The sequence below is a fragment of the Pseudonocardia petroleophila genome, assembly GCF_014235185.1.
In the GTDB taxonomy this organism is placed as follows: Bacteria; Actinomycetota; Actinomycetes; order Mycobacteriales; family Pseudonocardiaceae; genus Pseudonocardia; species Pseudonocardia petroleophila.
Genome location: NZ_CP060131.1, coordinates 4,864,040 through 4,889,748, shown reverse-complemented (window position 1 = coordinate 4,889,748; position 25,709 = coordinate 4,864,040). Strand labels below are relative to the sequence as shown.

28 protein-coding genes and 2 riboswitches are annotated in these 25,709 nt (G+C 75.1%); of the genes, 13 read left to right on the top strand and 15 right to left on the bottom strand.

Features of this window, described 5'->3' with window-relative positions; translation table 11 throughout:
• The first annotated feature begins 101 nt into the window (after positions 1-101).
• Both fgd and H6H00_RS24095 read left to right on the top strand, forming a co-directional pair.
• A complete protein-coding gene (fgd, locus tag H6H00_RS24100) occupies positions 102-1,109 on the top strand; it encodes a glucose-6-phosphate dehydrogenase (coenzyme-F420) (RefSeq protein WP_185717967.1) in 1,008 nt (335 codons plus the stop codon).
• A complete protein-coding gene (locus H6H00_RS24095; protein WP_221775644.1) occupies positions 1,106-1,870 on the top strand; it encodes an enoyl-CoA hydratase/isomerase family protein in 765 nt (254 codons plus the stop codon). Before fgd ends, H6H00_RS24095 begins: the two co-directional genes overlap by 4 nt.
• 43 nt (positions 1,871-1,913) lie before the next feature.
• Here H6H00_RS24095 and H6H00_RS24090 read toward each other — a convergent pair whose 3' ends face one another.
• From H6H00_RS24090 to H6H00_RS24080, 3 genes are read right to left on the bottom strand one after another with little or no spacing between them, the layout of a single operon-like run.
• Positions 1,914-2,318: a ChaB family protein gene (locus H6H00_RS24090; protein ID WP_185717966.1), complete on the bottom strand. Its 405-nt coding sequence runs from the start codon at positions 2,316-2,318 to the stop codon at positions 1,914-1,916.
• Positions 2,319-2,321: 3 nt separating this feature from the next.
• Positions 2,322-2,633, bottom strand: a complete 312-nt coding sequence (locus H6H00_RS24085) for a DUF4235 domain-containing protein (RefSeq protein ID WP_255425346.1) — start codon at positions 2,631-2,633, stop codon at positions 2,322-2,324.
• Positions 2,630-2,839, bottom strand: coding sequence for a hypothetical protein (locus H6H00_RS24080; RefSeq protein ID WP_185717965.1), 210 nt, complete (start codon positions 2,837-2,839; stop codon positions 2,630-2,632). The genes H6H00_RS24085 and H6H00_RS24080 overlap by 4 nt, the downstream gene beginning before the upstream one ends.
• Before the next feature lie 93 nt (positions 2,840-2,932).
• On the opposite strand from H6H00_RS24080, the gene H6H00_RS24075 reads away from it, so the two are divergent.
• Complete coding sequence (locus H6H00_RS24075) at positions 2,933-3,361, top strand: ATP-binding protein (RefSeq protein WP_185717964.1); 429 nt, start codon at positions 2,933-2,935, stop codon at positions 3,359-3,361.
• 17 nt (positions 3,362-3,378) lie between these two features.
• Here H6H00_RS24075 and H6H00_RS24070 read toward each other — a convergent pair whose 3' ends face one another.
• The 5 genes from H6H00_RS24070 to H6H00_RS24050 form a co-directional block, all read right to left on the bottom strand.
• On the bottom strand, positions 3,379-4,209 hold the full coding sequence (locus H6H00_RS24070) for an AfsR/SARP family transcriptional regulator (protein ID WP_185717963.1): 831 nt from the start codon (positions 4,207-4,209) through the stop codon (positions 3,379-3,381).
• A gap of 195 nt (positions 4,210-4,404) precedes the next feature.
• Positions 4,405-5,352, bottom strand: coding sequence for an ATP-binding protein (locus H6H00_RS24065; protein WP_185717962.1), 948 nt, complete (start codon positions 5,350-5,352; stop codon positions 4,405-4,407).
• On the bottom strand, positions 5,349-6,332 hold the full coding sequence (locus H6H00_RS24060; RefSeq protein WP_185717961.1) for an MEDS domain-containing protein: 984 nt from the start codon (positions 6,330-6,332) through the stop codon (positions 5,349-5,351). The genes H6H00_RS24065 and H6H00_RS24060 overlap by 4 nt, the downstream gene beginning before the upstream one ends.
• 253 nt (positions 6,333-6,585) lie before the next feature.
• Complete coding sequence (locus tag H6H00_RS24055; RefSeq protein WP_185717960.1) at positions 6,586-8,130, bottom strand: acetolactate synthase large subunit; 1,545 nt, start codon at positions 8,128-8,130, stop codon at positions 6,586-6,588.
• On the bottom strand, positions 8,127-8,633 hold the full coding sequence (locus tag H6H00_RS24050) for an OsmC family protein (RefSeq protein WP_185717959.1): 507 nt from the start codon (positions 8,631-8,633) through the stop codon (positions 8,127-8,129). Before H6H00_RS24050 ends, H6H00_RS24055 begins: the two co-directional genes overlap by 4 nt.
• 57 nt (positions 8,634-8,690) lie before the next feature.
• On the opposite strand from H6H00_RS24050, the gene clsA reads away from it, so the two are divergent.
• From clsA to H6H00_RS24025, 5 genes are all read left to right on the top strand, one after another.
• Positions 8,691-9,326: a cardiolipin synthase ClsA gene (clsA, locus tag H6H00_RS24045; RefSeq protein WP_255425345.1), complete on the top strand. Its 636-nt coding sequence runs from the start codon at positions 8,691-8,693 to the stop codon at positions 9,324-9,326.
• A gap of 9 nt (positions 9,327-9,335) precedes the next feature.
• Complete coding sequence (gcvH, locus tag H6H00_RS24040; RefSeq protein WP_185717958.1) at positions 9,336-9,713, top strand: glycine cleavage system protein GcvH; 378 nt, start codon at positions 9,336-9,338, stop codon at positions 9,711-9,713.
• 78 nt (positions 9,714-9,791) lie between these two features.
• Complete coding sequence (gene garA, locus H6H00_RS24035) at positions 9,792-10,241, top strand: glycogen accumulation regulator GarA (RefSeq protein ID WP_304632928.1); 450 nt, start codon at positions 9,792-9,794, stop codon at positions 10,239-10,241.
• Positions 10,242-10,386: 145 nt separating this feature from the next.
• Positions 10,387-10,860: a bifunctional nuclease family protein gene (locus tag H6H00_RS24030; protein WP_172162775.1), complete on the top strand. Its 474-nt coding sequence runs from the start codon at positions 10,387-10,389 to the stop codon at positions 10,858-10,860.
• A 148-nt stretch (positions 10,861-11,008) separates the two neighbouring features.
• A complete protein-coding gene (locus tag H6H00_RS24025) occupies positions 11,009-11,587 on the top strand; it encodes a MerR family transcriptional regulator (protein ID WP_185717957.1) in 579 nt (192 codons plus the stop codon).
• A gap of 10 nt (positions 11,588-11,597) precedes the next feature.
• Here H6H00_RS24025 and H6H00_RS24020 read toward each other — a convergent pair whose 3' ends face one another.
• Positions 11,598-11,888, bottom strand: a complete 291-nt coding sequence (locus H6H00_RS24020) for a YiaA/YiaB family inner membrane protein (protein WP_185717956.1) — start codon at positions 11,886-11,888, stop codon at positions 11,598-11,600.
• A 97-nt stretch (positions 11,889-11,985) separates the two neighbouring features.
• A riboswitch (glycine riboswitch) is annotated at positions 11,986-12,082 on the top strand.
• Positions 12,083-12,181: riboswitch (glycine riboswitch) on the top strand.
• A 38-nt stretch (positions 12,182-12,219) separates the two neighbouring features.
• Between H6H00_RS24020 and gcvP the strand changes: the two genes are divergently transcribed.
• Together gcvP and H6H00_RS24010 are read left to right on the top strand one after the other, a co-directional pair.
• Complete coding sequence (gene gcvP / locus H6H00_RS24015) at positions 12,220-15,084, top strand: aminomethyl-transferring glycine dehydrogenase (RefSeq protein WP_185717955.1); 2,865 nt, start codon at positions 12,220-12,222, stop codon at positions 15,082-15,084.
• Positions 15,085-15,182: 98 nt separating this feature from the next.
• Positions 15,183-16,157, top strand: coding sequence for a NosD domain-containing protein (locus tag H6H00_RS24010; protein ID WP_185717954.1), 975 nt, complete (start codon positions 15,183-15,185; stop codon positions 16,155-16,157).
• 175 nt (positions 16,158-16,332) lie between these two features.
• Here H6H00_RS24010 and H6H00_RS24005 read toward each other — a convergent pair whose 3' ends face one another.
• The 4 genes from H6H00_RS24005 to H6H00_RS23990 form a co-directional block, all read right to left on the bottom strand.
• A complete protein-coding gene (locus tag H6H00_RS24005) occupies positions 16,333-17,184 on the bottom strand; it encodes a 3-methyladenine DNA glycosylase (protein ID WP_185717953.1) in 852 nt (283 codons plus the stop codon).
• A gap of 46 nt (positions 17,185-17,230) precedes the next feature.
• Positions 17,231-18,292 carry a hemolysin family protein gene (locus tag H6H00_RS24000; protein WP_185717952.1) on the bottom strand — a complete coding sequence of 354 codons (1,062 nt, stop codon included), beginning with the start codon at positions 18,290-18,292 and terminating at the stop codon, positions 17,231-17,233.
• Positions 18,285-19,616 (bottom strand): hemolysin family protein, encoded by a 1,332-nt coding sequence (locus H6H00_RS23995; protein WP_185717951.1) that lies wholly within the window; start codon positions 19,614-19,616, stop codon positions 18,285-18,287. Before H6H00_RS23995 ends, H6H00_RS24000 begins: the two co-directional genes overlap by 8 nt.
• Before the next feature lie 88 nt (positions 19,617-19,704).
• Entirely contained in the window at positions 19,705-20,796 is a 1,092-nt protein-coding gene (locus H6H00_RS23990; protein WP_185717950.1) for a DNA glycosylase AlkZ-like family protein, read from the bottom strand.
• 111 nt (positions 20,797-20,907) lie between these two features.
• On the opposite strand from H6H00_RS23990, the gene coaA reads away from it, so the two are divergent.
• Positions 20,908-21,867, top strand: coding sequence for a type I pantothenate kinase (gene coaA, locus H6H00_RS23985; RefSeq protein WP_185717949.1), 960 nt, complete (start codon positions 20,908-20,910; stop codon positions 21,865-21,867).
• 17 nt (positions 21,868-21,884) lie between these two features.
• The gene (locus H6H00_RS23980; protein ID WP_185717948.1) at positions 21,885-22,385 is read left to right on the top strand and encodes a MarR family winged helix-turn-helix transcriptional regulator; all 501 of its coding nucleotides are present in this window, start codon (positions 21,885-21,887) and stop codon (positions 22,383-22,385) included.
• On the opposite strand, the gene H6H00_RS23975 is transcribed toward H6H00_RS23980, so the two are convergent.
• Positions 22,303-23,826: a carboxylesterase family protein gene (locus H6H00_RS23975; RefSeq protein WP_185717947.1), complete on the bottom strand. Its 1,524-nt coding sequence runs from the start codon at positions 23,824-23,826 to the stop codon at positions 22,303-22,305. The genes H6H00_RS23980 and H6H00_RS23975 overlap by 83 nt on opposite strands.
• Before the next feature lie 64 nt (positions 23,827-23,890).
• Between H6H00_RS23975 and H6H00_RS23970 the strand changes: the two genes are divergently transcribed.
• Positions 23,891-24,904, top strand: coding sequence for a GNAT family N-acetyltransferase (locus tag H6H00_RS23970; RefSeq protein ID WP_185717946.1), 1,014 nt, complete (start codon positions 23,891-23,893; stop codon positions 24,902-24,904).
• 7 nt (positions 24,905-24,911) lie between these two features.
• Here the strand turns inward: H6H00_RS23970 and H6H00_RS23965 are convergent, their stop codons facing one another.
• Positions 24,912-25,709, bottom strand: a complete 798-nt coding sequence (locus H6H00_RS23965) for a DUF427 domain-containing protein (protein WP_185717945.1) — start codon at positions 25,707-25,709, stop codon at positions 24,912-24,914.

Sequence of the window (25,709 nt, the reverse complement as noted above, 5' to 3'; positions counted from 1 at the left end):
AGTTTGCTCATGGGTCCACGGTGCGACCTGCACCCGTGTGGAGGTCGACGCCGCGGTGTAGCACTGTGGTGGGGACGGATCATCGCGAGAAGGGCAGACGAGTGGCGTTGCGGATCGGCTACAAGGCGTCGGCGGAGCAGTTCGCGCCGCGCGAGCTCGTGGAGTACGCGGTACGGGCCGAGGAGGTCGGCCTGGACAGCGCGGCGGTGTCGGACCACTTCCTGCCCTGGCGGCACGAGGGCGGCCACGCCCCGTTCGCGCTGAGCTGGCTGGCGGCGGTGGGGGAGCGCACCTCGCGCATCCAGCTCGGGACGTCGGTGCTCACCCCCACGTTCCGCTACAACCCGGCGGTGCTCGCGCAGACGTTCGCGACGCTGGGCCTGCTGTACCCCGGCCGGGTGATGCTGGGCGTCGGCACGGGCGAGGCGCTCAACGAGATCGCCGTCTCCGGGCGCGAGTGGCCCGAGTTCAAGGAGCGCTACGCCCGCCTGCGCGAGGCCGTGCGGCTCATGCGCGAGCTGTGGACGTCCGACGAGCCGGTGTCGTTCGACGGCGAGTACTACCGCACCGTCGACGCCACGATCTACGACCGGCCGGAGACCCCGGTGCCGGTCTACATCGCCGCGGGCGGGCCGCAGATGGCGAAGTACGCCGGGCGCGCGGGTGACGGCTTCATCTGCACCTCCGGCAAGGGCATGGAGCTCTACACCGACAAGCTGCTGCCGGCCGTCGCCGAGGGCGAGGAGGCGGGGGAGAAGGCCGCCGGGTCGGTCGACCGCATGATCGAGATCAAGATGTCCTACGACCGCGACAAGGACCAGGCGCTGGAGAACTGCCGGTTCTGGGCGCCGCTCTCGCTCACCCCCGAGCAGAAGCACAGCGTCGACTCCTCGGTGGAGATGGAGCGCCTCGCCGACGAGCTGCCGATCGAGCAGGTCGCGAAGCGCTGGATCGTCGCCTCCACCCCGGAGGAGGCGCTGGCCGGCATCCGCCCCTACGTCGACGCCGGGCTGACCCACCTGGTCTTCCACGGCCCCGGCCACGACCAGGAGCGCTTCCTCACCCAGTTCTCCGAGGACGTGCTGCCCGCCCTGCGGGAGCTGGGGTGAGCGACGCGGTGGAGCAGGACGGGCGGGTGCTCCGCGCGCGGGTGGCGCGCGGGCGCCACGGCACCCTCGACGGCGACGCCCTGCCGGTGCTCGCCGACGCGCTGGCGACGCTCGACCCGGAGTCGGTCGGCGCCGTCCTGCTCGTGTCCGACGGCGACAGCTTCTGCACCGGCGGCGACGTGCGCGCGTTCGCCGGTGCCGAGGACCGCGGCGCGTACGTCGGCGACCTCGCCACCGCGTTCCACACGTTCCTGCGGGCGGTCGTGGACTGCCCGGTGCCGGTCGTCGCGGCCGTCACCGGCTGGGCCGCGGGCGCGGGCATGAGCATCGTCTGCGCCGCCGACCTCGCCGTCGGCGGGCGGGGGACGAAGCTCCGCCCGGCCTACCCCGGGATCGGGTTCTCCCCGGACGGCGGGATGACGTGGACGCTGCCCCGGATCGTCGGGGCCGCGAAGGCGCGGCACATCCTGCTCACCGACCGGATCCTCGACGCGCAGGCCGCGCTCGACCTCGGCATCCTGGCCACCGTCGTCGACGACGGGGAGGTGCGGGCCGAGGCCGAGCACACCGCGCACCGCCTCGCCCAGGGCCCGACACTGGCGCTCGGCCGGATCAAGCGGCTGCTCGGCTCGTCGCCGGACCTCCCGCTCGCCGACCAGCTCGACGCGGAGGCCGCCGCCATCGCCGCCTCCGCGGCGGGCGCGGAAGGCAGCGAGGGACTGGCGGCGTTCACCGAGAAGCGCCCGCCGTCGTTCCACTGATCCCCACGCGCACCTCCCGCCGCGGCGGGAGGTGCGCGCCGGGTCAGTCCCGCCGGGCCCGGGCGGTTTCGCGGTCGCTCGCCCGCTGCAGCGCGTCGACGAGCTCGGCCTTCGTCATCGTCGACCGGCCCGGGACGTCGAGGCGGCGGGCCAGCTCGAGCAGGTGCTCCTTGGTCGCGTTCGCGTCGACGCCGCCCGCGGTGGGCAGGTCGGTGTCGACGGAGCCGCGCTCGGCCTGCTCGTCGGACGGGCCGTTCTCGTCCTTGGGCTCCCAGTGGTCGCCCACCTTCTCGTGGGTGTGCTTGAGCGAGGCGAACGCCGTGCGCCGGGCCCGCCCGCCGTCGCCGTCGTAGGTCTCCAGCGCGGAGTCGTAGGTCTTCTCCCACGTCCGCTGCGCCTTCGCGTCCGACCGCTCGACGGTGCTCGGGACCTCCTCCTCCGCCGGCACCGCTCAGACCTCCGGGCGGGGGCGGGGCGCGTCGAGGAAGCGGCGCACGCCCTTCATCCCGTAGCGGTCCACCGCCGTCTTGATCAGCCCGAAGACCGCGCCCTGGATGGTGGCGGCGAGCAGGACCTCGCGGGTGCTGTAGTCGTCCGACAACGGCTGCGGGGTGCCGTCCTCGTCGGACACGCGCTTCCACACCTGACCGAACACCCAGCTCGCGACCATGCCACCGAGCACCCCGAAGATCAGCCCGAACGGCTTGTAGGCGATCTTGCCGAGCGTGCTCAGCTCGGAGCCGTCGCCCCGGCGCGCGCTCACTGCGCCCGCCTCTCTGCGCCTGTCTCCCCGGCGTAGCCGGCGTCGTCACCGGCCACGCGGCCGACGAACTCCTCGGTGCGGTCGGTGCCCGTCGTGCTGGTGGAGTCACCCGCGGCGTCGCCCGGGGTGTCCTCCGCGGAGCCGCCCGTCTCGCGGGAGTCGGCGAGTGCGGGATCGGCGGGGACGTCGTCCTCTGTTCCTGGCATGGCGCCGGATACCCGCCCGGTGTGGCGGACACACACGCTTCGGGCGGGCGCGCCGGGTTTGCCCCGCCGGGTGCGCGGGCAACCGGGGTGGTGATGGAGGGCCAGGGAGGACGGCACGGTGCGGCACCCCGTCTCCGCCTGCGCCATCGCGCCGACCCGACGGAGCTCCGCCGGATCCGCCGCCTGGTCGGGCGGTGGGCCAGCCAGTCCGGGGTGCCCGAGGACGTGACCATCGACCTGCAGCTCGCCGTGGGCGAGGCGGTGGCCAACGGCGTCGAGCACGCCTACGGAGCCGGGGGCGACACCGACGCCACGGTCGAGGTCGAGATGGAGGTCCGCACCGGGGCCCCCGACGCCGTGGTGGTCCGCGTGGCCGACCACGGGACTTGGCGGCCCGCGCCGGCGTCACCCGGCTTCCGCGGACGGGGCCTGGTCATGATCGACGAGCTCGCCCAGCGCGTGCAGGTGCTGTGCTCACCCGCTGGCACCGAGGTGTCCTTCGAGATCGTCTACCCGGCCTGACCGGTGGAGCGCAGCGGTCAGCGGGAGGTTCCGGGGACCGTGCCCCCGGCGACGAGGCGGCGGGTGGTGCCCGACGCCCGCACCGAGCGCAGGCCCGGCAGCTGCACCGCGGACCGCGGCATCACCGAGCGGGCCCGCATGACCGGCCAGGCCGGCGTGGGCGGCAGCAGGGAGTCGAGCGAGAACGCGGGAGCGGCGCCGACGCTGGAGCGCAGCAGCTCCTGGTACTCGTCGTACTCCGCGACGGCCGCGGAGATGTTGCCCTGCGCGAGGTGCGCCTCGATGAGGGCACGACGGGCGGTCTCCCGGCTCGGGGCCGAGTGCACGGCGCCCTGGGCGAGCGCGACGGCCCGGTCGAAGCGGCCGGCCGCGGTGAGGCGCAGGCTGCGCTCCTCGACGGCGTGCAGCCGGAGCTGGCGGAACCGCTCCCGCTCGACGACGAGCCAGGACGCGGTCCAGCCGGGCAGGATGTCGGCGCCGAGCAGCGCCAGGTCGGGGTCCTCGACGGCCGCGACCTCGGGCAGCGTGCGCAGCAGCAGCATCGCCTCGGCCAGGTCGACCTCGACGTCGCCGGCCAGGGCCAGTGCGCCCTCGGCGTCGGTGACCAGCAGCCCCGGTACGTCGACGGCGAGCACGGCGTCGTCGAGCAGGCGCATGGCGGCCTCGACGGGGACGCCCGGCCACAGGTCGACGGCCAGTGCGCCGCGCCGCTGCGGCCGCGGGTGCACCGCGAGGTAGGCCACCACGCGGCGCGCGTCGACCCCGAGGGGCACGGTGCCGCCGTGCGAGTGGAGGGTGAAGGAGCCGAGAACGGTGACCCGGTGGGGCGCGCTCGTTCCGGCGGGCATCGTGCGAGATCGTCGCTGATCCTCAGGCATGGCTGTCCCGGTCTGTGGTGGTGCCGATGATGACCCGTCTGCAACCGTATGGCGCCGAGTCCGCAGAGAAGTGTTCTCCGACCGCACCCACTTGCCAAGGGGCTGCTTCGTCACAGTTCCCGCCGCACGTGCGGCCGGACGGGTGACGACTGTGACCAGGGTATCTCACGGCGCGGCGCGGACGCGGACGTGGGTGCCGCGGTCGTCGGACCACACGTGCAGCAGGTCACACACCTGCCGCGCGATCCACAGGCCGCGCCCGCGCGGCTCGGAGGGGTGCGGCGAGGTCAGGCCGGGCAGCGGGTCGGTGAGCTCGCCCGCGTCGTGCACCTCGCAGACCAGCCCGCCGCCGGTGGCCCACACCTGCAGCTCCGCCTGCGGCCCGCCGTGCTCGACCGCGTTGGTGGCGACCTCGTTGACGGCGAGCACGACGTCGTCGACGCGGTCGTCGGTGAACCCGGCCGCACCCGCGATGCCGCGCACCGCGCTGCGCACCTCCTGCAGCTCCCAGGACTGGAAGCCCACGGTGAGGTCGGGGACGCCGAGCAGCAGCGGCGGCGCCACCGGGTGCCCGGCGAGCACGTCGCGGGGCGGGCGGTGCAGCGGGTTGTGCCGGAGCTCCCCGTCGACGAGGACGAGCGGGTGGTTCTCCCGTGCGCCGTCGAGCACGCACAGGTGCAGCGGCATCTCCGGGTAGAAGCACGTCATCCGGACCGGCAGCTCGGAGAGCGCGACGTTGACCGCGGCGTCGAGCTCGGTCCAGAAGCTGCCGTCGGGTCCGTCCAGTTCGGACCGGTGCTCCGACAGCAGCGTCACCGGGCCCGCGCCGCGGGTGAGCTCGCGCAGCTGGCGACCCAGCTGCAGCGCCACCGTCTGGCCCGAGCCGGCGTCGGTGGGCGGGGCGAGCGCGTGCAGCGCGACGTCCGGGCCGAGCTCGGCGCGCAGCGCGGCCTCGGTGTCGCCGGTGACGGCGAGCGCGACCGGCTCGCCGCGGTCGGCCGCGGCGAGCGCCAGCGGCGCCAGCTGGCCGAGCAGGTGGGTGCGCGAGGCGTGGTAGCCGACCGCGTGCTCCAGGCGGGCCGCCGTGCCCGCCGGCGTCCCGGTGATCCTCACGACGCGGCCGCGGCGTCGTCGGGGCCGGTGACGTCGGAAGCGGCGTCGTCGGAAGCGGCGTCGCCGGATGCGGCGCCGGCCTCACCGGCGACGGGCGGGACCCACGGGTCGACCGGGGTGCGGGGCTCCACCCGCAGCTGCCGGGCGAACGGCGCGCCGCACCGGTCGAGCAGCCGCTGGACCCCCGGACGGGCGCCGGTCAGCACGAGCGTGTGCGTGCTCGGGAACTCCTCGGCCGCGTGCACGAGGCTCACCGCACCGGCCACGTCGAGGAAGCGCAGCGACGACAGGTCCAGGGTGATCTCCGACGACGACGAGTGCGACCGCAGCGCCTCGTCGAGCGCGGCGTCGAGCACGCGCCGGATCCGGGGCCGGTTGCTGTGGTCGATCTCGCCCGCGACGCGCACCGTCGACGGGGCCGGTCCGGTGATCCGCAGCAGGCTGTCGTCGTAGATCGACGGGGCGACGACCTCGTGGCGGTGCACCTCGCGGAGCTTGTGCAGCACGTCCTCGGGGTAGCGGCCGCGGTCGTAGGCGCACAGCATCTTGCCGGGGCGCGGGCCGAGCACCGTGTCGAGCCGGGACTCGTAGTCGATCATCATCGCGCCGCCGTCGTGCGCCAGCCCGTGGCTGCCGTCGCCCATCAGCCGCACCGACCCGTAGCCCTGCTCGAGCGACTCGGTGACGACGGCGTCGACCGCGGCGATCAGCTCGCCCGCGCTGGAGGACAGCAGCGCGCGGGTGACGGAGGAGGGGACGATCGCGAACTGGCCGGTGCGCATCGCGGAGCGGTAGGCGACGCGGTCGTCCTCGAGGCGCTGCAGCAGGGACCCGGAGCGCCCGTCGTCGAAGTAGAGGACGCGCTCCCCGGCCGCGATGCCCTCGGCGAGGTAGCCGGCGGTCATCTCCCAGAGCTGCTCGTCGCCGACCGGGACCGCGCAGGCGTGCGCCACGGGCGGCACGTCCTCGAGCACGGTCATCGGTCCCCCGGGGGATCGCGGGTACGGGCATCACGTCGCAGCGGTCACGGTGCATCGGTCCCGCTGCAGCCGTCACGTCGCAGCGTCACGCGACGACCACTGTACGTCCGCCCGCGGGGTCGCCCGTCGGGGTGGGCCGGTCACCGAGCGGTGACCGGCCCGCCGTCCGCGACGAGCGGCGGCGGAGGTGCGGCGGGCGTGACACCCCTCGCGACCTGGGCAGGGCCGATCGGCCTAGTGGCCGTGCTCCGGGTCAGACCGGCGACGGCACCATCGCCTCGATCAGGTGCGGTCCCGGCTCGGCCGCCGCCCGGCGCAGCGCGGCGGCCAGCCCCTCGGCGGTGGTGACGCGCTCCGCGGGGACGCCCGTGCCGCGGGCGAGGGCGGTGAAGTCGAGCTCCGGGCGGTCCAGCCCGAGCAGGCCCTCGGTCGCCGGCCCGCCGGTGGCGCCGACCTGCGCGAGCTCCGCGCGCAGGATGGCGTAGGCGCTGTTGTGGTAGATCACCGTCGTCACGTCGAGGCCCTCACGGGCGTGGGTCCACAGCGCCGAGATCGTGTACATCGCGCTGCCGTCGGCCTGCAGGCACCAGACCGGGCGGTCGGGGCACGCGACCGCCGCGCCGGTGGCGGCGGGCAGGCCGTAGCCGATGGCGCCGCCGGTGAGGGTGAGCCAGTCGTGGCGCGGCGCGCCCGCGGTGGCGGCGGGCAGTCCGGCGCCGGAGGTGATGGCCTCGTCGACGACGACCGCGCCCTCCGGCAGCAGCGCGCCGACGACCGCGGCCGCCGAGGCCGCCGTGAGCTCCCCGGTGGGCAGCTCCGGCCGGGCGGCCGGGGCCGTCGCGGCGGTGGTGCCGGGCGCGAGGAGGTCGGCCAGCTCCTCCAGCGCGGCGGCGGCCGCACCCGCCCCGTCGACGACGGGGTGCACGGCGCAGCCGTCGGGCACCAGGTCGCCGTCCTTGCCCGGGTAGCCGAAGAACGTGACGGGGGAGCGGGTGCCGACGAGCACCAGGTGCCGGGCCGCCCCGATCTGGTGGCGCGCGGCGTCGCCGAGGTAGGCGAGCCGTCCCACCGGCGCGACGCCCGCCCCGCGTTCGAGGCGGGCCGGGAAGGTCTCGGCGAGCAGCCGGGCACCGGTGGCCGCGGCGATCCGGTTCGCCGCGGCGAGCCCGTCGGCGCGCAGCGCGTCGCCGCCGATCAGCAGGACGGCGGGCTCGCGCGAGGCGAGCGCGTCGGCGGCCGCCCGCAGGGCCTCCGGATCGGCGACCGGCCGGGCCGGGACGGCCGACGGCGGCGCGACCCGCCCGCCGTCGCCCCAGCTGACGTCGGCGGGCAGCACGAGCGTGGCGACCTGTCCGCGCAGCGCGGCGGCGACCGCGTCGGCCGCGTCGGCCCCCACCTCGGCGGCGGAGCCGCTGTGCCGCACCCAGCCCGACACGCTGCCGGCGACCGCGGCGATGTCGGACTGCAGCGGCGCGTCGAGCGGGGCGTGGGACAGCGCGTGGTCGCCCACGACCGCCACCACCGGCGTGCCGGCGCGGCGGGCGTTGTGCAGGTTCGCCAGCCCGTTGCCCAGCCCGGGCCCCAGGTGCAGCAGCACCGCGGCGGGGCGGCCGGACATGCGGGCGTAGCCGTCCGCGGCGCCGGTGGCGACGCCCTCGAACAGCGCGAGCACCGCCCGCATCTCCGGGACCCCGTCCAGGGCCGCGACGAAGTGCATCTCCGACGTGCCGGGGTTGGCGAAGCAGACGTCGACGCCCGCGCCGGTCAGGGTGCGCAGCAGCGAACCGGCACCGTTCACGCAGTCGTCACCGTCACGTCGGTGTTCGGCGAGGACACGATGGTCTGCAGCACCACGCAGTAGCGCTCGGTCAGCTTCATCAGGGTGGCGATCTGGTCGGCGTCGGCGGTGGTGTCGAGCGCGAAGCTCAGCCGGATGTCCCGGAAGCCGACCGGGGCGTCCTTCGCGACGCCGAGCGTGCCGCGGAAGTCGAGGTCGCCCTCGGCGTGCACGGTGCCGGAGACCTGCAGGTCCAGGGCGGTCGCGACGGCGCGGAGCGTGACCCCGGCGCACGCGACGAGCGCCTCGAGGAGCATGTCGCCGGAGCAGAGCTGGGTGCCGTCACCGCCGGTGGCGGGGTGCAGGCCCGCCTCCGACAGGGCGGTGGCGGTGCGGACCTTGCAGGCGATGCCGGAGCCGTCGAGCTCGCCGTCGGCCTTCAACGTGACCAGCGCGGTGCCGGGGTCCTCGGTGTACTGGGCCTTGAGCGGAGCCTGCATGGCCTTCAGGGCGGCGGTGTCCATGGGCACATCGTGCACAACGGTTCGCCGTCGCGCACGGTCCGGTCCTACCCTGCTGCCGTGGCAGCCCCGCCCGAGGACCGGGTCCTGACGATCCCCAACCTGCTCAGCGTGCTGCGCCTGGCCGGGGTGCCGCTGTTCCTGTGGCTGCTGCTGTCCCCGGGAGCCGACGGCGCGCCGGGCTGGGGCGACGGCTGGGCGGTGCTGGTGCTGGCCGTCGGCGGCTTCACCGACTGGCTCGACGGCAAGCTGGCGCGGCTGCTCGGCCAGTACTCCCGGCTCGGGGCCCTGCTCGACCCGGCCGTCGACCGCCTCTACATCCTCGCCGCGCTCGTGGCGCTGGGGATCCGCGAGGTCGTCCCGTGGTGGGTGGTGGTGCTGCTCGTCGCGCGCGACGTGGTGCTCGCCTGCTGCGTGCTGGTGCTGCGCGGGCGGGGCTACGGGCCGTTCGTCGTCACCTACCTGGGCAAGGCGGCCACGTTCCTGCTGCTCTACGCGTTCCCGCTGCTGCTGCTGGGCCAGGCCGACGGGGTGTGGGCGGCGATCGCCCTCCCGTTGGGGCTCGCGTTCGCCGCCTGGGGCACGGCGCTGTACCTGTGGTCCGGGGTGCTGTACCTGACCCAGTTCGTGCTGGCGATGCGTACCGGCCCTGCCCACCCCGGGCCTCCTCCGTCGGCCCTTCCGTCCCCCGACTAAGCTCCCGGCGTGATTCCCGACGATCTCCGGTACACCGAGGCGCACGAGTGGGTGCGGGAGCTGGGCGACGGCGTCGTCCGCATCGGTATCACCGACCACGCCCAGAACCAGCTCGGTGACGTCGTCTTCGTCCAGCTGCCCGACGTCGGCGCCTCCGTGGCCGCCGGCGCCTCGGTCGGCGAGGTCGAGTCGACCAAGTCCGTCTCCGACATCTACTCCCCGCTGACCGGCGAGGTCGTCGCCGTCAACGAGGCGCTCGCCGACAGCCCCGAGCTCGTCAACTCCGGCCCGTACGAGGCCGGCTGGATGATCGACCTCCGGGTGACCGACGGCGGCCTGGACGCCCTGCTCGACGCCGCGGCCTACGCCGAGCTGACGGGCGCCTGACCCCGGCCGTGCCCGCGAGGCACGGTAGGTTCCCCCCGACCGATCCACCGCCCCACCACCGCAGGAGGAGACCCCGAGGTGACCACGAACGACGGGCCAGGCGTACCGCCGGAGCGCGCCCCCGAGATGACGTCGGTCTTCCGGGCCGACTTCCTCGCCGACGCCGAGCCGCCCGCTCAGGACCAGCCGATCTCCGGCGTCGACGCGCTTCCCGCTGGGGCCGCCCTCCTGGTGGTCAAGCGCGGCCCGAACGCCGGCTCCCGGTTCCTGCTCGACCGCGTCTCCACGAGCGCGGGACGGCACCCGGACAGCGACATCTTCCTCGACGACGTCACCGTCTCGCGTCGCCACGCGGAGTTCCGCCGCGACTCGGGCGAGTTCGTCGTCGTCGACGTCGGCAGCCTGAACGGCACCTACGTCAACCGCGAGCCGGTCGACACCGCGGTGCTCGCGAACGGCGACGAGGTCCAGATCGGGAAGTTCCGCCTCGTCTTCCTCACCGGACCGCAGGAGCCCGGCACCGAGTGACGCGCACGACGCGGCCCGCCGCCCGTCCGGAGTCGGGCGCGGGCGGGGTCGCCCGTGTAGCGTCGACACCGTCGGACACGGGGCGGCCCGATCGCAGGATCCAGCGGCCTCGGCACCGGAGCACGACCCAGGAGGAGGAGAGCGCATGAGTGAGATGCGCGTCGTGGGAGTCCGAGTTGAACTCCCCGCGAACCAGCCCATCCTCCTGTTGCGGGAGACCAGCGGTGACCGCTACCTGCCGATCTGGATCGGGTCGGTGGAGGCCACGGCGATCGCCCTGGAGCAGCAGGGGGTCAAGCCGGCCCGGCCGTTGACCCACGATCTCCTCAAGGACGTGATCTCCTCGCTCGGGCGTCGCCTCGAGCAGGTGCGGATCACCGATCTGCAGGAGGGCACCTTCTACGCCGAGCTGATCTTCGACGGCGGCATCACGGTGTCGGCGCGGCCGAGCGACTCGGTGGCGCTGGCCCTGCGGATCGGGGTCCCGATCCACGCCGAGGAGAGCGTGCTCGCCGAGGCGGGCCTCGTGATCCCCGACGAGCAGGAGGACGAGGTCGAGAAGTTCCGCGAGTTCCTCGACTCCATCTCGCCGGAGGACTTCCGCGGCGCCCAGCCCTGAACGGGTCGAACCGGCGCACCACCGGGCGCGACGCGCCCGTCATCGGGTGACGCCACCCGGCGCGCCGCGTTGACCGGGAGCGTCGACCCGCTTACGGTCAGCTCCGACAGCGGGTCCCGATCGCGGGACCTCGGCGGGAGGGAGTTCGGTGGACAACCCGCCGTCGGGTAAGCCCGAGCAGGGTGAGCTCTTCCCCGACCCACTCCTGGGTGCCGGGCTCGACGGGATGCCGGACCAGCTCGTCGGCTTCCGCGGGCCCACCGCGTGCCAGGTCGTCGGCATCACCTACCGCCAGCTCGACTACTGGGCGCGCACCGGCCTGGTCATGCCCTCGATACGGGGCGCGGCCGGCTCGGGATCGCAGCGCCTGTACTCGTTCAAGGACGTGCTGGTCCTCAAGGTGGTCAAGCGCCTGCTCGACGCGGGGGTGTCGCTGCAGAACATCCGCGTGGCGGTGGAGCACCTGCGCCGCCGCGGGATACGGGACCTCGCCGGCATCACGCTGTTCTCCGACGGCACCACGGTGTACGAGTGCAGCTCGCCGGAGGAGGTCGTCGACCTGCTGCAGGGCGGCCAGGGCGTCTTCGGCATCGCCGTCTCCGGCGCGATGCGCGAGATCAGCGGCTCCATCAAGGACTTCCCGGTCGAGCGCGCCGACGGCGGCAGCGTCGACGAGACGCCCGAGGACGAGCTGTCCCGCCGCCGCGCCCGCCGCGCCATCTCCTGACCCTCCTGGCTCAGCGCACCGCGTAGGGGTCGTGCTCGGCGAGCAGCTTGTCCATGCGCGCCTGGTCGACGCGGGTGACGACGGTGCTCACCTCCTGGCGGTCGCGGATCGTCTTGGCGAGGGTGAACGCCGAGGTCGTGACGTAGAGGATGCCGAGCCCGAGGAACGCGCGGACCCAGCCGTCGGCCGGCAGGTAGACCACGGCGACGGCGACCGCGGTGAGCGAGATCCCGAAGGACAGGACCGCCTGGATGTGGAAAGCGGCGGAGGTGGGCGAGACGGGCGGGGGTGTCGAGGTCATGGCGGAAGTGTGTCGCCGGGGTGACCCGCGTCGCGTCCGTAGCACTACCGGACCGCGGTCACGGACCGGTGCACCGCGGTAGGGTGTCGGGGCGGTCGACGGCCGCGCGGAAGAGATCCGGTCGAGGTCGGGCCGGGCGCCGAAGGAGCAAATCCTCCCCGGAACCTCTCAGGCACACGGACCGCGCGGGCAGACGCCTCTGGAAAGTGACGCGCGAGCGTCCGCCGACGGGGAAAGCCTGCGGGTGCAGGTGAATCTCTCAGGTGCCTTCGGGTGGTGACAGAGGGGGAGGGCAGCTCGGTCCTGCCCGCGTCACCCCGGAGGTCGTCCGTTGAGCACGAACCGCATCCCGCTCGCCGCCCTGGAGCAGGGTGTGCCGTTCGCCGACCGGCACATCGGGCCCCGCCCCGCCGATCTCGACGCGATGCTCGCCGCCGTCGGCGTCGCCTCGCTCGACGAGCTGGCCGACCGCGCGGTGCCGGACACCATCCACGACGGGCCCCCCGGGTCGTCCAGCGCGGCGCCGTCGACGCTGCCCCCCGCGGCGTCGGAGACCGAGGTGCTCGCCGAGCTGCGCGCCCTCGCCGCGCGCAACACCGTGACCGTCCCGATGATCGGCCTGGGCTACTCCGGCACGATCACGCCGCCGGTGATCCGCCGCCACGTGCTGGAGAACCCGGCCTGGTACACGGCGTACACGCCGTACCAGCCGGAGATCAGCCAGGGCCGGCTGGAGGCGCTGCTGACGTTCCAGACCGCCGTCGCCGACCTCACCGGGCTGCCGGTCGCCGGGGCGTCCCTGCTCGACGAGGCCACCGCGGCCGCCGAGGCGATGACGCTGCTGCGCCGGGCGGGGAAGTCGCCGAGCAACCGGTTCGTCGTCGACGCCGACACCCTGCCGCAGACGATCGACGTGCTGCGCACCCGCGCCGAGCCGCTCGGCATCGAGCTCGTGATCGACGACGGGCTGCCCGACGGCGAGTTCTTCGGCGCGCTGCTGTCCTACCCCGGCGCGTCCGGGCTGGTCCGCGACCCGTCCGCGCTGATCGCCGAGGCGCACGAGCGCGGCGCGCTGGTGGCCGTGGCCGCCGACCTGCTCGCGCTGACGCTGCTCACCCCGCCCGGGGAGCTGGGCGCCGACGCGGTCGTCGGCACCACGCAGCGCTTCGGGGTGCCGATGGCGTTCGGCGGCCCGCACGCCGCGTTCCTGTCCGTCGGCCAGAAGCTGGCCCGCCAGCTGCCGGGACGCCTGGTCGGGATGTCCCGCGACGCCGACGGCAACCCGGCGCTGCGCCTGGCGCTGCAGACCCGCGAGCAGCACATCCGCCGGGAGAAGGCCACGTCCAACATCTGCACCGCGCAGGTGCTCCTCGCCGTCGTCGCCGCCTGCTACGCCGTCTACCACGGTCCCGACGGCCTGCGCACGATCGCGCGGCGCACGCACCGGATGACCGCGGTGCTGGCCGCCGGGCTGCGCGCCGGGGGAGTGGAGCCGGTCCACGACGCCTTCTTCGACACCGTCACCGCCCGGGTCCCCGGCCGCGCCGACGCGATCGCCACCGCCGCCCACGACGCAGGGATCGCGCTGCGCCGCGTCGACGTCGACACGCTCGCCGTGGCGTGCTCGGAGCTGACCACCCGCGCGCACCTGGAGACGGTGTGGGCCGCGTTCGGCGTCACCGGCTCGGTGGACGAGCTGGACGCCGCCACCGACGACGCCCTGCCCGCCGGCCTGGCCCGCACCAGCGAGTACCTGACCCACCCGGTGTTCCACGAGCACCGCAGCGAGACCTCGCTGATGCGCTGGCTGCGTCGCCTCGCCGACGCCGACCTCGCGCTGGACCGGACGATGATCCCGCTGGGCTCCTGCACGATGAAGCTCAACGCGACCGCGGAGATGGAGCCGATCACCTGGCCCGGCTTCGCCGACCTGCACCCGTTCGCCCCGGCCGCCGACGCCGAGGGGTCCCTGGAGCTGATCGCCGACCTGGAGCGCTGGCTCGCCGAGCTCACCGGGTACGCCGCGGTGTCGCTGCAGCCCAACGCGGGCAGCCAGGGCGAGTTCGCCGGTCTGCTGGCGATCGCGGCCTACCACCGCTCCCGCGGCGACGACCACCGCGACGTCTGCCTGATCCCCGCCTCCGCGCACGGCACCAACGCGGCGTCGGCGGTGATGGCCGGGATGCGCGTGGTCGTGGTGGCCACCGCCCCCACCGGCGACGTCGACCTCGACGACCTGCACGCGAAGATCGCCGAGCACCGCGAGGCGCTCGCCGCCCTGATGATCACCTACCCGTCCACGCACGGCGTGTACGAGGCGCAGGTGCGCGAGGTCTGCGACGCCGTCCACGAGGCGGGCGGGCAGGTCTACGTCGACGGCGCCAACCTCAACGCGCTGGTCGGTGTCGCCCGGCCGGGGGCGTTCGGCGGCGACGTCAGCCACCTCAACCTGCACAAGACGTTCTGCATCCCGCACGGCGGCGGCGGCCCCGGCGTCGGCCCGGTGGCGGTGGCCGAGCACCTGGCCCCGTTCCTGCCCGGGCGCGGCGTCGTCGGACCGGTCTCGGCGGCCCCGCACGGCAGCCCCGGCGTCCTGCCGATCTCCTGGGCCTACGTCCGGCTGATGGGGCTCGACGGGCTGCGCCGCGCCACCCTCACCGCGGTCGCGGCGGCCAACTACGTCGCCGTCCGGCTGGGGGAGCACTACCCGGTGCTCTACGCGGGCGCCGACGGCCAGGTGGCCCACGAGTGCATCCTCGACCTGCGGGGGATCACCAAGGACACCGGCGTCACCGTCGACGACGTGGCCAAGCGCCTCGCCGACCACGGCCTGCACGCACCCACCATGTCGTTCCCGGTGGCCGGCACGCTCATGGTGGAGCCCACCGAGAGCGAGGACCTCGCCGAGATCGACCGCTTCGTCGACGCCATGATCTCGATCAAGGGCGAGATCGACCGCGTCGCGGCGGGGGAGTGGCCGGTCGACGACAACCCGCTGCGCGGGGCCCCGCACACCGCGGCCTGCATCGCCGACAAGTGGGACCACCCGTACCCGCGCGAGCTGGCGGCCTACCCGACGGGGGTGACGCCCGGCGTGCACGACCGCAAGGTGTGGCCCCCGGTGCGCCGGATCGACGGGGCCCACGGCGACCGCAACCTGGTCTGCTCCTGCCCGCCGGTGGAGGCGTACTCCTGACGGCCCCGCTCCGGCCCTACCCCGGACGGCACTGCTCCGTTGGGCTGAACGGCCCACACTCCGCCTAACGGACGGTGCGGGAGCGACGACAGTGGGGCATGACGCTCGCCCGCCTGCTCGTCGTCCCGCTCGCCGCGGCGCTGCTGCTCGCGCTCCCCTCGGTGGGGAGCGCGGCGCCGCCGTCGACGCGGGCGTGCTCCGGCGGGACGCTCGTCTCCGACGCCGCGGGCCTCACCCGGGCGCTGGCCGCGGCCGGGCCCGGGTCGGTGGTCCGGCTGGCCCCGGGCACCTACACCGGCACCTTCGTCGCCCGCGGGGCCGGGACGGCGACCCGGCCGGTCGTGCTGTGTGGGCCCCGCACCGCCGTCCTCACCGCGGGCACGACGGCCACCGGGTACACCCTGCACCTCGACGGGGCGCGGTACTGGCAGGTCAGTGGGTTCACCGTGCGCGGCGGGCAGAAGGGCGTGATGGCCGACGCCACCCGCGACAGCCGCATCGAGGGCCTGCTCGTCGAGGGCACCGGCGACGAGGCGCTGCACCTGCGCCGCAACAGCTCCGACAACGCGGTGCGCAACAACGTCATCCGCGACGCCGGCTCCCGGACGCCTGCGGTGGGGGAGGGCATCTACGTCGGCACCGCGCAGAGCAACTGGTGCACCTACACCGCCTGCCGGCCGGACCGCAGCGACCGCAACCTCATCGAGGGCAACGACATCTCCGCGACGCGCGCCGAGTCCGTCGACCTCAAGGAGGGCACGACCGGCGGGATCCTGCGCAACAACCGGTTCACCGGGACCGGGATGACCGACGCGGACTCCTGGGTCGACGTGAAGGGCAACGGCTGGACCATCAGCGGCAACGTCGGCACCACGGCCCCGACCGACGGCTTCCAGCTCCACCGGATCCTCGACGGGTGGGGGCTGGACAACGTCTTCAGCGGCAACACCGCCACCGTCAACGGCCCCGGGTACGGGATCAACCTCTCGACCAACAAGGACCGCAACCGCGTGACCTGCACGAACAGGGCCGTCGGTGCGGCCAGGGGAACGGCCAACGTGCCCTGCCGGTAGGCGTGCGGGCGGGCGCGACCCCCTCCGGTCCGCGCCCGCCCGCAGATCGACGAGCGCCCACCGCCTCCCCCTGATACCTCCTCTCCGATGTCAATGAAACATTGACGCTATCGAACCGTCGATCTTTCATTGACCGACGACGACGGCCTCGACCGGCCGAGGCCGGCCCGGTGCGTCAGGAGGAGGGCGGGGCGACGAGGTCGCAGACCTCGACGAGGCGACGCCGCAGGGGAGCGGCCCGCTCGGCGAACCCGGCCTGGGCGCGGGCGTACTCGGCCCGCCCGGCCGGGGTCTCGATGCGGACCGGGGGGTAGCCGAGATCGGCGAGGTCGTACGGGCTCGCGCGCATGTCGAGCTCGCGGACGTCGACGGCGAGGGCGAAGCAGTCGGCCAGCAGCTCCGACGGGGTGGCGGGGGAGAGCTTGTAGGCCCACTTGTAGAGGTCCATGGTGGCGTGCAGGCAGCCCGGCTGCTCGTTGTCCACCTGCGCCTCCCGGGTGGGGGTGAGCGCGTTGCGGGGCACCGCGGCCGCGGTGAAGAAGCGGAACGCGTCGTGGTGGGTGCAGTACACCGGCAGCGACTCGACGACCGCGTCGGTGCCCGCGGATCCCAGCCGCAGCGGGACGGCGCCGTGGCGGGGCGCGTCGGTGCGGTACACCATCGCCCACTCGTGCAGCCCGAAGCAGCCCAGCCGCGGCGGGCGCGACGCGGTGGCGTCGAGCAGGGCCCGGACGAACCGCGCGGTGCCGGTCAGCCGCTCGGGCAGGGCGGCGGGGTCGAGGTGCACGGCGTCGCCGTCGCGGACCCGGCCCGGCCGGTCCTCGCCCCCGCGCAGGGCCACGCCCAGGCCCGGCTCCCACTGCTCCAGCCGCACGGGGCGCAGCGAGTAGTAGGTGAACAGGAAGTCCATGACGGGGTGGGCCTCGCCGCGGCGGCGGCGCTCCCGGTGCGGGACGGTCCAGACCTCCACGCGGGCGCGGTGGGCGGCGGCCCGGCCGCGCCACGTCGGTTCGTCGAGCACCCGCACCCCGGCGACGCTACCCGGGGCCGAGGCGGCCGGCGGACACGGTGCCCTACGCGGGCCGCACCCGGTCGCCCGGCGCGTGGGTGGCGTCGCGGACGTTGCCGACGTAGCGCTCGATGAGGTCCTCCATCGTGACGACGCCCGCGGTGCCGCCGTCGGGGCCGACCGCGCGGCCCAGGTGCGCGCGGTGGCGCCGCAGCACGGCCAGCGCCTCGTCGAGCCGGGCCCCGGTCGACACCTCGGGCAGCGCCCGCACGCGGGCCGGGGGCACGGCGGCGGCCTCGTCGTCGGCCAGGTCGAGGATGTCCTTGACGTGCAGGTACCCGGTGAGGCGGCCGTCGCGGGCCCGCAGCGGGAACCGCGAGTAACCGGTGTCGGCGACGGCGCGGGCGACGTCGCCGACGACGGGGTGCGGCGGGAGCGTCACCAGGTCGCCCGCGGTGATGAGGACGTCGGCGACGGTGGCCTGCGCCGAGCGCAGCGTGCGGGTGAGGCGGCTGGTCTCCTCGTCGTCGAGGAAGCCCTCCCGGCGCGACTCGGTGATCAGGTCGGCCAGCTCGCCGGAGGTGAACGCGGCCTCCAGCTCGTCGCGCGGCTCCACCCCGACCAGGCGCAGCACGCCGTTGGCCAGGAAGTTGAAGAACGCGATCAGCGGGCGGGCCACCGTGGTGAACACCAGGAACGGGGGCACCAGCCACATCGCGGCGGCCTCGGGTCCGGCGATCGCGATGTTCTTCGGCACCATCTCGCCCAGCACCATGTGCGCCACCACGACGACCGCGAGGGAGATCGCGAACGCGAGGGGGTGCAGCACGGCCTCGGGCAGGCCGACGAACGCCAGCGGGCCCTCGATCAGGTGGGCCACCGCGGGCTCGCCGAGGCGGCCCAGCAGCAGCGAGCAGATCGTGATGCCCAGCTGCGAGGCCGCCAGCATGCGGGAGAGGTCGGCGTGCGCGCGGAGCACGACCGCGGCGGAGCCCTGACCGGAGTCGGCCATCGACTCCAGCCGGTCGCGCCGGGCCGAGACCAGCGCGAACTCGGCGCCGACGAAGAACGCGTTGGCCGCGAGCAGCAGCACCGCGGCGAGCAGGGCGAGGACGTCGCTACCCACGGGAGGCCTCCTGGACGGCGGGCGCCGGCTGGGCCGGGTGCATCCGCAGCTCCGCCACGCGGTTGCGGTCGCGGCGGGTCACGGTGAACCGCCGCCCGTCGACGACCAGCTCGTCGCCGACGTCGGGGAGCCTGCCCAGCTGCGCGAGCACCAGCCCGGCCAGGGTCTCGTAGGGCCCGTCGGGCATCGCGAACCCGGTGGCGTCGACGACCTCGTCGCTGCGCAGCAGGCCCGAGACCAGCCACCCGCCGTCGACGAGGGGCTGCACCTGGGCGCGCTCGGCGCCGTCGTGCTCGTCGTGGACGTCGCCGACGATCTCCTCGATGAGGTCCTCCAGCGTGACGATCCCGGCTGTGCCCCCGTACTCGTCGACGACGACGGCCATCTGCAGCCCGGAGCCGCGCAGCGCGGTGAGCAGGGCGTCGCCGTCGAGGGAGCCGGGGACGGTGGGCACGGTCTGGACGAGCTCGCGCAGCGGGGTGCGGCGGTCCGGTCCGCCGAACGCCTGCTTGACGTGCACGACGCCGAGGACGGTGTCGGGGTCGCCCGCGTCGACCGGGAACCGGGAGAAGCCGGTGCGGCGGGCGAGGGCGATGAGGTCGGCGAGGGTGTCGTCGGCGTCGAGGGAGGCCACCCGGACGCGGGGGGTCATCAGATCCTCGGCGACGCGGTCGGTGAAGCGCAGCGACCGGTCGAGCAGGGTGGCGGTGCCCGCGTCGAGGGTGCCGCTCTGCGCGCTCGACCGGACCAGCGACGACAGCTCCCGCGGCGACCGCGCCGAGCGCAGCTCCTCGGCCGGTTCGACGCCGACCCGGCGCACGACGGCGTTGGCGGCGCTGTTGAGCGCGCTGATCAGCCAGCGGAAGGCGTGCGCGAACCCGCTCTGCAGCCACACGACGTTGCGCGCGGTGCGCAGCGGGTTGGCGATGGCGAGGTTCTTCGGCACCAGCTCGCCGAACACCATCGACAGGGTGGTGGCGACCAGCAGCGACAGGATCGTGGCGGTGGTGGCCGCGGGCCCCTCGGGCAGACCGGCGGCGTCGAGCGCCGGCCGGAACAGCGACGCGATCGCGGGCTCGGCGATGTAGCCGGTGACCAGCGTGGTGACGGTGATGAGCAGCTGGCTGCCGGAGAGCTGGAACGACAGGTCGCGGTGGGCCCGCTGCACCGTGCGGGCGCGGGCGTCGTCGGCCTCGGCGACGTGGGCGTCGACCTGGCTGCGCTCCAGCGCGGTGAGGGAGAACTCCGAGGCGACGGCCACGAACGTGCCGAACGTCAGTACGGCGACGCCCAGGAGTCCCAGGACGGACAGCAGGACCGTCATCGGGCTCCTCGGTGCTTCGGTCGGCTCAGTCTAGGGACACGTTCCGGTGACGTACCCGGGGTGGCCCGGTCCCAGACCGAGCCACCCGTCACACCACCTCGACCCCGGACGCCCCGCGGACCGCGGCCAGGCGCTCGGGCTCGTCGCCGAGGTCGACCGGGGGTCCGGACCACGCGATCTCCACCCGCAGGGTCCGGCCCCTCTGCTTCGTGCGCCAGGTGCCGACGACGTCGATCCCGGACAGCACCACCCCCGGCGACCCGATCGGCTTCCAGATCGTCCTGCGCAGCGCGGCGTCGGGGACCAGGACCTCCCGGTCACGGCTCTGCAGCCACGGATCCGACGGCGGCAGCAGCCGCACGACCGGCACGGGTTCCGCGGCCCGCACGGCGTCGACGACCTCGGGCGGCGCGGCCGCGGCCCGCCCCTCCACCCGCACCGCGACGAGGTCGTCGGGCCGGTCGGGGGCCGCCGCCGCGCGCGAGGTGCCCAGGAACGAGGCGATCTCGACCTCGGTGGACGGTGCGAAGAACCGCAGGTAGGAGCGCTGCAGGGCGGCGGTGCCCGCGGCGTCGTCGGCCGGTGGGCCCGGCCAGTCGGGGATCGGCTCCAGCACGAGCGGCCGGGCCCCGCGCAGCCGCACCCCGGCGGCGAGCCCGGTGACGCGGAGCAGCTGCTCGCCGATGTGGTGGACCTCGCAGGCGGCGCAGTACGGGGAGAGCTCGGCGGGGACGGCCGCGGTGGCGGCGGTGCTCAGCTCGCTCTTCGTCATCGGGGCCGTGAGCACCGACCGCACCGCGTCGGCCGCCGTGCGGAACGCCGAGCGGGCCGCCCCGCCCGACGCGGCCGCGCGGGCCTTCTGCCAACCGAGCCGGGCGGCGGCGTCGGCGTCGTCGCGGGGCCAGCAGGCGGCGGCGAGGGCCGGCAGGTCGGCGGTGCGGTGCAGGTGCGGGGCCCCGCGGTGCGACCAGACCAGGGTGAACGCCCCGCCGTCGGTGGGGTCCTCGTCGGGGCCCAGCGGTTCCCGCAGGCGCGCGGACAGGGCGACGGGCAGGGAACCGGGCGGGGAGTTCTGCACGCCGAGGTCGAGCACGGCGACGTCGGTGAGCGCGCTCGCCCGCTCCACGAGGCCGTGCGCGTGCAGACGGTGCGTGAGCACCTGCTCACGGGTCAGGTCCATGGGCGCATGATGCCGGTGACCCTTGACACTCCCGGGTGAGCCGCACGTCACCCCCGCCCGCGGTCGGGCCCGGTACGACCTAGGTTGACCCCTCATGAACGGCAGCCGCCCATGACCGGTCGCAGCAGCCTCGCCCGCGAGGCGTCCTCGCCGTTCGTCGACTTCGACCGGGAGGCGTGGGCGAAGCTGGGGGAGGCCACGCCGCTGCCGCTCACCGCGGAGGAGCTGGAGCGGGTCCGCAGCCTCGGCGACGAGGTCGACCTCGACGAGGTCCGCGAGGTCTACCTCCCGCTCTCGCGGCTGCTCACCCTGCACGTGCAGGAGGGCGGCCGGCTCTACCGCGCCTACCGCACGTTCCTGGGCGCGCAGAGCGCGCGCACGCCGTTCGTCATCGGGGTGGCGGGGTCGGTGTCGGTCGGCAAGTCGACGACCGCCCGGCTGCTCAAGCTGCTGCTCGCCCGCTGGCCGCAGCATCCGCGCGTCGAGCTCGTGACGACCGACGGGTTCCTGCACCCCAACGCCGAGCTGGCCCGCCGCGACCTGATGACCCGCAAGGGCTTCCCCGAGAGCTACGACCGGCGCGCGCTGCTGCGGTTCGTCACCGAGGTCAAGGCGGGGCGGGCCGAGGTCGCGGCGCCGGTGTACTCCCACCTGGTCTACGACATCGTCCCCGGCGAGAAGGCCACCGTGCACCGGCCCGACATCCTGCTGCTGGAGGGCCTCAACGTCCTGCAGCCCGCGTCGTCGATGCCGGGGCGGGCGGCGCTGGCGGTGAGCGACTTCATCGACTTCTCCGTCTACGTCGACGCCGCCACCGAGGACATCCGCCGCTGGTACGTCGACCGCTTCCTGCGGCTGCGCGAGACCGCGTTCCGCGACCCGGAGTCCTACTTCCGCCGCTACGCCGAGCTCACCGAGGAACAGGCGGTGACGCGGGCGGAGAAGATCTGGGCGGAGATCAACGGGCCCAACCTGCAGCGCAACATCCTGCCCACCCGCGGGCGTGCCAGCCTGGTGCTGCGCAAGGGCCCCGACCACAGCGTCACCGGGGTGCGACTGCGGAAGGTCTGACCTGGCACGATGCGGGGATGAACGCCCGTTCTGACCGGATCGACGCGGCCGCCCCCCACGACGCCGCCCCTCTCGAGGACCCCGACCCGTTCGACGCCGAGCTGACCGAGCTCGCCGCCCACCTGCGCCTCGCCGTGGGCCGGCTGCACCGGCGCATCCGGATCGACGGACGCGAGTCGATCCCGCCGCTGCAGCTCTCGGCGCTGGTCACGGTGGAGCAGTGCGGCCCGCTGCGCCTGTCGGACCTGGCGCGGCGCGAGGCGGTCACCGCCCCCACGATGAGCCGCGTGCTCTCCGCGCTCGACGAGCAGGGCCTGGTCGTGCGCGCCCCGGACCCCCAGGACGCCCGCGGCGTCCTGATCACCCTGTCCGAGCTGGGTGCCACGCGGCTCACCGAGGTCCGCACGACGCGCACCGCGCTGGTCGCCCGCCGCCTCACCCGTCTCGACGACGAGCAGCGCCGGGCCCTCGCCGCGGCGATGCCGGCGCTGGAGGCGCTCCTCGTCGACGACGAGTGAGCCCCGGCCGGTCCGGCAGGTCGAGCACCCCGAACCTGCGGTCACGCCAGATCCGGCGCGAGGCCTCCTCGGGGTAGGCGAGGACACCGGGCTGCGCGTCGTGGACGCGGGTGCGCCGGGCGAGCCGGTCGAAGCGGGGCCAGCCCGGGTCGCCGGTGGCGGCGAAGGCCAGGTACTCGGCGCGGAGCGTCCGCCCGAGCCGGGCGGCCTCGTCGAGGGCGGCGGGCCCGGCGGCGGTGACCTCGCCGCGCAGGTCGGCCGAGCCGAACAGCAGCAGGGTGTCGAGCCCGTGGGAGGCGCCGTCCGGGCCGAAGCCCCACCGCAGCTCGGCGAGCCGCACCCGGGCCCCGCCCCGGTCGGCCGCCTCGGCGAGGTGCAGGGCGGGCATCCGGTGGAGCCAGTCGGCCAGGGCGGTCTCGCGCACCTCGGACGCCGGGAACGCCTCCCGGTAGCGGGCCGCGCCCGGGGTGGGGTCGAGCCGCCCGACCAGCGCGTCGACCCCGTCGTCGTCGGTGTCGGGCAGGTGCGCGGCGAGCAGGCGGTACTCGTCGCGGGTGTGCGCGACGAGCAGGTCGACGTCACGGGCGGCCCCCGCGGCGAGCGCGGGCCACGGCGCCTGCGGGAGCACCTCCCCGTCCACGACAGGGGAGAACGGCGTCGACGACCAGGCCACCGCGCCCCAGTCGTCGGCGCGGTGCACCAGCCCGTCGGTCACCGCCGCGGTCGCCGCGACCAGGACGTCGGGGTCGACGTCGGCGAGCCGGGTGCGGTCGAGGCCCGCGCACACCGCGACGGCGACGTCGGCGGCCAGCGCGGGCGAGAAGTACGTGCCGGGGACGCTCTGCAGGATCGCGCGCCGGAACGCCCCCGCCGCGGCGGGCATCGCCAGCAGCGCGGCGATCGACCCCGCCCCCGCCGACTGGCCCAGGACGGTGACCGAGTCCGGGTCGCCGCCGAACGCCGCGATCTCCCCGTGCACCCACCGCAGCGCGGCGAGCTGGTCGAGCAGGGCGCGGTTGTCCGGCGCGCCGTCGACGTGCAGGAAGCCCTCGCACCCGGTGCGGTAGTGGACGCTCACGACGACCGCACCGGCCGCCGCGAGCAGGTCGCCCTGCAGGAAGGGGTCGGCGGAGTCGCAGGCCAGGTAGCCGCCGCCGCTGATCCACACGATGACCGGCAGGGCCGCCCGGCCCGGGTCGGGGGTCCACACGGTGAGGGTGAGCCAGTCGTCGCCCGTGGTCGGGTGGCCCGGCCGGGGTGGTGCGGGGCCGGGCCGGAGGGCGGCGCGCACGCCGTCACACGGCGCGGCCGGGACCGGGGCGGCGAACCGGTGCGGCCCGACCGGCGGCGCGGCGAACGGGATGCCGCGGAACACCACCGACGGGCCCTCCCGGAGCCCGCGCACCCGGCCCGCCGACGTCGGCACCTCGACGGACGTCATGACCCCACCCTGGCAGCGGCGCAATCCGCTCGGCAGACCCGCCCCGGTCGGCGACACTGCGCCGATGCTGCCGATCCGCACCGCCCGGTCGACGCTGCGCGCCTGCACCCCGGACGACGCACCCGCCGTCGCCGCCTACCACGACGACCCCGGGGTGGCGCGCTTCCAGGACTGGCCGCTCCCGGTCGACGCAGCGGCCATGCGGCAGCACTTCGCCGCCCAACCCCGCGGGCCCGAGCCGGGCCGCTGGGTGCAGATCGCGGTGGAGCACGACGGCGAGGTGGTCGGCGACCTCGCCGTCGGCCTCGACGCGGCCGGGCACCAGGCCGGGATCGGGTACTCGTTCCGCGCCGACCGCCAGGGGCGCGGCCTCGCCCGCGAGGCCGTGTCGGCGCTGGTGGACGCCCTGCTCGACGGGCGCGGCGTGCATCGGATCACCGCCACGCTCGACCCCGACAACGTCCGCTCCGCGCACCTGCTCGAGCAGCTCGGGTTCCGCTACGAGGGCCGGTCGCCGTCCGCGGCGCTCGTGCGCGGCGCCTGGCTCGACGACGACCGCTACGCCCTGCTGGCCGCCGACCGCGACGCCTGGCGCGCCCGCCCCACGGGCCGTCCGGACGACGTCGCACTGGTACCGGTCGACGCGTCGAACACCCGCACCGTGTGGCGGCTGGCGACGCACCGCAGCCAGGAGCGGTTCGTCGCCACCACCGCGGTGTCGTTCGCCGACGCCCTGTTCCCCGAGTCCGTCGACGGGGTGCCGCTCGTCCCGTGGCTGCGGATGATCACCGCGGACGGCGAGCCCGCCGGGTTCCTCATGCTCGCCGAGGTCACCTCGACGGTCCCCGATCCCTACCTGTGGCGGCCGCTGGTCGACCGTCGCCACCAGCGCCGCGGCATCGGGGCCCGCGCGATCGGCCTGCTGGCCGGTCGGCTGCGGGAGCAGGGCCGCACCCGGCTCGTCACCAGCTGGGTGGAGGGCCCCGGCGGGCCCGAGCCGTTCTACCGCCGCCTGGGCTTCGTCCCGACCGGGGAGGTCGACGACGGCGAGACGGTGGCCGCGCTGCGGCTGTCCTGAGGGCCGGTCAGATCTCCTCGCCGTCCACGACCGTGCGCAGGTCGTCGTGCAGGAAGCTGAGGTACCCGGCGATGCGCGCGGACTCCGGCAGCGGGTCCGCGTAGCCCCAGGCGGCGTCGGCGATCTCGCGGCCGTCGGCCAGGCGCAGGTTCCGGTAGCTCGACTCGCCCTTGTACGGGCAGCGCATCCGGGTGTCGCTGTCGGTCAGGGTCGCCCGGACGTCGCCGGGGGAGAGGTACCAGCGCGTGGGCAGGCCGGTCTCGTCCAGGCGCAGCGGGGCGTGCGACTCGGCGACCAGCTCGTCACCGGCGAAGACCTGCACGTGCCGGCTCGTCGGGCGGACGTCGACGCGGGTGTAGGGGTCGGTGAGGTGGGCGAAGACCTGCTCGTCCTCGTCGAACCAGGCGTCGGCCGCCTCCCAGTACAGCGAGGCGTAGCCCGTCAGCCAGGAGGCGGAGCCGACCGGCTCGGGGTAGCTCCACAGCGCGTCGGGCACGGTCCGGTCGCCGACCTGCAGCGTCCGGTAGGCGGCGTCGCCCTTGAACGGGCAGTGCGTGCTCAGCGCGCTCGGCACGAACGCGGTGAGGTCGATGTCGTCCTCGGGGACGTAGAGCCGCGGCAGCAGCGCGGTCTCGTGCAGCAGGACGCCGCGGGTCGTGTCGAGGATCGTGCGGCCGGCGAACTCGGCGCGCACCCGTCGCGGGAACGGGTGCATGAGGAGCTTGTGCGCCGGTCCGTCGACCGCGTAGTTGACGGTCTGCGGTGCGCGCGGGGACAGCGGTCCGGTGGTGCGGGTGAGGCCCAT